This window comes from Undibacterium sp. FT79W (assembly GCF_014284215.1).
Lineage (GTDB): Bacteria > Pseudomonadota > Gammaproteobacteria > Burkholderiales > Burkholderiaceae_D > Undibacterium > Undibacterium aquatile.
Genome location: NZ_JACOGB010000017.1, coordinates 1 through 5,816 on the forward strand (window position 1 = coordinate 1; position 5,816 = coordinate 5,816).

Here is a 5,816-nt window from a genome sequence, read left to right on the forward strand (position 1 = left end):
GCTGAGAAGAAAAAGCGAAGCGAAAGGGCGAAGGGAGTTGACAGTGAGTGAGAAGTACTTCATAATCTCGTTTCTCTGCTGCTGACGCACACAACGATGCGAAGCAAAACTCGGAAGAGTGAAGCGGAAAAGAATTTCAGGATTCGCGGTTCTTTAACAATTAACAGTCAATAAATGTGAGCACTTGATGAAAGCGCACCAATCAGTTTAACTGGTTGGCATGCTTAAAAAATATCAAATGCTTCACAAGAAATAAAGCAAGACGGATTTCAGTAATGGAATCTGAACTGTCAGTATTTTGAGTGAGCGACGCCTTCGAAAGAAGGAGTTCAGAAATGAACAAAAACAGAGATTAAACTGAAGAGTTTGATCCTGGCTCAGATTGAACGCTGGCGGCATGCCTTACACATGCAAGTCGAACGGCAGCACGGACTTCGGTCTGGTGGCGAGTGGCGAACGGGTGAGTAATATATCGGAACATACCCTAGAGTGGGGGATAACGTAGCGAAAGTTACGCTAATACCGCATACGAACTAAGGTTGAAAGTGGGGGATCGCAAGACCTCATGCTCATGGAGTGGCCGATATCTGATTAGCTAGTTGGTGAGGTAAAGGCTCACCAAGGCGACGATCAGTAGCTGGTCTGAGAGGACGACCAGCCACACTGGAACTGAGACACGGTCCAGACTCCTACGGGAGGCAGCAGTGGGGAATTTTGGACAATGGGGGCAACCCTGATCCAGCAATGCCGCGTGAGTGAAGAAGGCCTTCGGGTTGTAAAGCTCTTTTGTCAGGGAAGAAACGGTGATCTCTAATATAGATTGCTAATGACGGTACCTGAAGAATAAGCACCGGCTAACTACGTGCCAGCAGCCGCGGTAATACGTAGGGTGCAAGCGTTAATCGGAATTACTGGGCGTAAAGCGTGCGCAGGCGGTTATATAAGTCAGATGTGAAATCCCCGGGCTCAACCTGGGAACTGCATTTGAGACTGTATGGCTAGAGTGTGTCAGAGGGGGGTAGAATTCCACGTGTAGCAGTGAAATGCGTAGATATGTGGAGGAATACCGATGGCGAAGGCAGCCCCCTGGGATAACACTGACGCTCATGCACGAAAGCGTGGGGAGCAAACAGGATTAGATACCCTGGTAGTCCACGCCCTAAACGATGTCTACTAGTTGTTGGGTCTTAATTGACTTAGTAACGCAGCTAACGCGTGAAGTAGACCGCCTGGGGAGTACGGTCGCAAGATTAAAACTCAAAGGAATTGACGGGGACCCGCACAAGCGGTGGATGATGTGGATTAATTCGATGCAACGCGAAAAACCTTACCTACCCTTGACATGTACAGAATGCCGAAGAGATTTGGCGGTGCTCGCAAGAGAACTGTAACACAGGTGCTGCATGGCTGTCGTCAGCTCGTGTCGTGAGATGTTGGGTTAAGTCCCGCAACGAGCGCAACCCTTGTCATTAGTTGCTACGAAAGGGCACTCTAATGAGACTGCCGGTGACAAACCGGAGGAAGGTGGGGATGACGTCAAGTCCTCATGGCCCTTATGGGTAGGGCTTCACACGTCATACAATGGTACATACAGAGGGCCGCCAACCCGCGAGGGGGAGCTAATCCCAGAAAGTGTATCGTAGTCCGGATTGTAGTCTGCAACTCGACTACATGAAGTTGGAATCGCTAGTAATCGCGGATCAGCATGTCGCGGTGAATACGTTCCCGGGTCTTGTACACACCGCCCGTCACACCATGGGAGCGGGTTCTGCCAGAAGTAGGTAGCTTAACCGTAAGGAGGGCGCTTACCACGGCAGGGTTCGTGACTGGGGTGAAGTCGTAACAAGGTAGCCGTATCGGAAGGTGCGGCTGGATCACCTCCTTTCTAGAGTAGCGCCGTAATTAAGTGTTCACTTTTATTGACTGTTAAAAGAAAAGACGAGAAGAGTAGTAAAGAGAAGTAAAGCTGCTTTGAAGTAGGAAGTAGTGCCTGAATGGGGGTTTAGCTCAGCTGGGAGAGCACCTGCTTTGCAAGCAGGGGGTCGTCGGTTCGATCCCGTCAACCTCCACCAATACTGGGGCTGTAGCTCAGCTGGTTAGAGCACCGTGTTGATAACGCGGGGGTCGTTGGTTCGAGCCCAACCAGCCCTACCAAAAGTATGTTGAGAAAACAAACGCAAATGGCGCGTGCGCTGTTTAGGTTTGTTCTTTCAAATCGAAAGAGAGTCGGAAGACTCAGTAGCAAGAAGTTCTCGTTCTTTAACAATTCAGAAGAAGTAAAGTAGAAATAATCAAAATTTATTTCTGTAAAGGAAGTATCCGGAAGGATGCTTCGTTTGGTGTGACGACAGTCATGCTGAATAATTTATGGAAGGGTTATGATTGTATCGAACAAACAAAGTATTAAAAGAGTTTGATCAAAAGCAGCCGAAAGGCAGTTTTAGAAAAAAATAAATTCTTGAGATACGGCAAACGCTAAAGTAATACTCATAAGTAGTAAAGAACTATAACCGTTTCTTGGTGATGAACCTGAAGTTAAAGAGATTTAACGGCAGACACCAGGAGTTAAAGTTATAGGGACAAGTGACTAAGTGCACATGGTGGATGCCTTGGCGATATCAGGCGATGAAGGACGTAGTAGCTTGCGATAAGCTGCGGGGAGTGAGCAAACACACATTGATCCGCAGATTTCCGAATGGGGAAACCCGGCCGTAAGGTCATTTAACACTGAATACATAGGTGTTAAAAGCGAACGTGGCGAACTGAAACATCTAAGTAGCTACAGGAAAAGAAATCAACCGAGATTCCCAAAGTAGTGGCGAGCGAAATGGGAAGAGCCTGCATGATTTAGCATCTTTGATAATAGAACAGATTGGAAACTCTGGCCATAGAGGGTGATAGCCCCTTATATGAAATCATCGGTGTGGAACTAAGTATGCGACAAGTAGGGCGGGACACGTGAAATCCTGTCTGAACATGGGGGGACCATCCTCCAAGGCTAAATACTCGATATCGACCGATAGTGAACCAGTACCGTGAGGGAAAGGCGAAAAGAACCCCGGGAGGGGAGTGAAATAGAACCTGAAACCGTGTGCATACAAACAGTAGGAGCGGACTTGTTCCGTGACTGCGTACCTTTTGTATAATGGGTCAGCGACTTACATTCAGTGGCAAGGTTAACCGCATAGGGAAGCCGTAGAGAAATCGAGTCCGAATAGGGCGAATCAGTCGCTGGGTGTAGACCCGAAACCAAGTGATCTACTCATGGCCAGGTTGAAGGTGCGGTAACACGCACTGGAGGACCGAACCCACTAATGTTGAAAAATTAGGGGATGAGCTGTGGGTAGGGGTGAAAGGCTAAACAAACTTGGAAATAGCTGGTTCTCTCCGAAAACTATTTAGGTAGTGCCTCAAGTATCACCGACGGGGGTAGAGCACTGTTATGGCTAGGGGGTCATCGCGACTTACCAAACCATTGCAAACTCCGAATACCGTTGAGTGCGAGCTTGGGAGACAGACATCGGGTGCTAACGTCCGGTGTCAAGAGGGAAACAACCCAGACCGCCAGCTAAGGTCCCAAAGTATAGCTAAGTGGAAAACGAAGTGGGAAGGCTAAAACAGTCAGGAGGTTGGCTTAGAAGCAGCCACCCTTTAAAGAAAGCGTAATAGCTCACTGATCGAGTCGTCCTGCGCGGAAGATGTAACGGGGCTAAGCTATACACCGAAGCTGCGGATATCCTTTTAGGATATGGTAGGAGAGCGTTCTGTAAGCCTGCGAAGGTGTCTTGTAAAGGATGCTGGAGGTATCAGAAGTGCGAATGCTGACATGAGTAGCGATAATGGGGGTGAAAAGCCTCCACGCCGTAAGCCCAAGGTTTCCTGTTCAACGTTCATCGGAGCAGGGTGAGTCGGCCCCTAAGGCGAGGCAGAGATGCGTAGCTGATGGGAAGCAGGTTAATATTCCTGCACCGTCGTATGATGCGATGGGGGGACGGATCACAGAAGGTCGTCAGGCGGTTGGAAGAGCCTGTTCTTGACTTGTAGAAGGCACTTAGGCAAATCCGGGTGCGTAATTCAAGGGGTTGAGACGAGTGAACTTGTTCACGAAGCGATCGGAAGTGGTTCCAAGAAAAGCCTCTAAGCTTCAGTCATACGAGACCGTACCGCAAACCGACACAGGTGGGCGAGATGAGTATTCTAAGGCGCTTGAGAGAACTCGGGAGAAGGAACTCGGCAAATTGGTACCGTAACTTCGGGATAAGGTACGCCCTTGTAGTTTGACCCCCCTGCGGGGGAAGGATGAAGGGGTTGCAATAAACTGGTGGCTGCAACTGTTTAATAAAAACACAGCACTATGCAAACACGAAAGTGGACGTATATGGTGTGACTCCTGCCCGGTGCTGGAAGATTAAATGATGGGGTGCAAGCTCTTGATTGAAGTCCCAGTAAACGGCGGCCGTAACTATAACGGTCCTAAGGTAGCGAAATTCCTTGTCGGGTAAGTTCCGACCTGCACGAATGGAGTAATGATGGCCACACTGTCTCCTCCCGAGACTCAGCGAAGTTGAAATGTTTGTGATGATGCAATCTACCCGCGGCTAGACGGAAAGACCCCATGAACCTTTACTGTAGCTTTGCATTGGACTTTGAACCAATCTGTGTAGGATAGGTGGGAGGCTTTGAAGCGTGGACGCCAGTTTGCGTGGAGCCATCCTTGAAATACCACCCTGGTTTGTTTGAGGTTCTAACCTTGGCCCGTTATCCGGGTCGGGGACAGTGCATGGTAGGCAGTTTGACTGGGGCGGTCTCCTCCCAAAGTGTAACGGAGGAGTTCGAAGGTACGCTAATTACGGTCGGACATCGTGATGATAGTGCAATGGCATAAGCGTGCTTAACTGCGAGACTGACAAGTCGAGCAGGTACGAAAGTAGGACATAGTGATCCGGTGGTTCTGTATGGAAGGGCCATCGCTCAACGGATAAAAGGTACTCTGGGGATAACAGGCTGATTCCTCCCAAGAGTTCATATCGACGGGGGAGTTTGGCACCTCGATGTCGGCTCATCACATCCTGGGGCTGTAGCCGGTCCCAAGGGTATGGCTGTTCGCCATTTAAAGTGGTACGTGAGCTGGGTTTAAAACGTCGTGAGACAGTTTGGTCCCTATCTGCCGTGGGCGTTGGAAGTTTGAAGGGGGCTGCTCCTAGTACGAGAGGACCGGAGTGGACGAACCTCTGGTGTATCGGTTGTCACGCCAGTGGCATTGCCGAGTAGCTATGTTCGGAAGAGATAACCGCTGAAAGCATCTAAGCGGGAAACTCGCCTTAAGATGAGACTTCCCAGAGACTTGATCTCTTTAAAGGGTCGTTCGAGACCAGGACGTTGATAGGCTGGGTGTGGAAGTGCAGTAATGCATTAAGCTAACCAGTACTAATTGCCCGTAAGGCTTGTCCCTATAACCTTAGCAGGTATAGGCTGCAAGTGAGCAATATGAAGTGTGAGCCAATGAATGTTGGTACAAATCATAACCAGGAATAAACAATAAATTGAGATTGGTGCGAGTTGAAAAGCGACGCACATTCTACTGAACTCTTCTGAATTGGATTTGCTGTGCCCCACAGAGCAACGTGGCCACAACAGATCGACAAGTTATGCCTGATGACCATAGCGAGTTGGTACCACCCCTTCCCATCCCGAACAGGACCGTGAAACGACTCTGCGCCAATGATAGTGCTGCAACCAGTGTGAAAGTAGGTTATCGTCAGGCTTGTATTCTGCGAACCCCCCGTTACTAGCGTAACGGGGGGTTTTGCTTTTAG

The 5,816-nt window shown here is 49.2% G+C and carries 2 tRNA genes and 3 rRNA genes; all 5 read left to right on the forward strand.

The window, feature by feature from the left end:
• Nucleotides 1-354 precede the first annotated feature (354 nt).
• The 5 genes from H8K38_RS18105 to rrf all read left to right on the forward strand — a co-directional run bounded on the left by H8K38_RS18105 (nt 355) and on the right by rrf (nt 5,764).
• A 16S ribosomal RNA gene (locus H8K38_RS18105) occupies nt 355-1,885 on the forward strand.
• A gap of 111 nt (nt 1,886-1,996) precedes the next feature.
• Nucleotides 1,997-2,072 (forward strand) — tRNA-Ala (locus H8K38_RS18110).
• A gap of 5 nt (nt 2,073-2,077) precedes the next feature.
• A tRNA-Ile gene (locus H8K38_RS18115) sits at nt 2,078-2,154 on the forward strand.
• A 423-nt stretch (nt 2,155-2,577) separates the two neighbouring features.
• Nucleotides 2,578-5,452, forward strand: a 23S ribosomal RNA gene (locus H8K38_RS18120).
• Nucleotides 5,453-5,651: 199 nt separating this feature from the next.
• Nucleotides 5,652-5,764: ribosomal RNA gene (gene rrf, locus H8K38_RS18125) — 5S ribosomal RNA — on the forward strand.
• Together the 16S, 23S and 5S rRNA genes with 2 tRNA genes alongside form the textbook arrangement of a ribosomal RNA operon.
• Nucleotides 5,765-5,816: the final 52 nt, after the last annotated feature.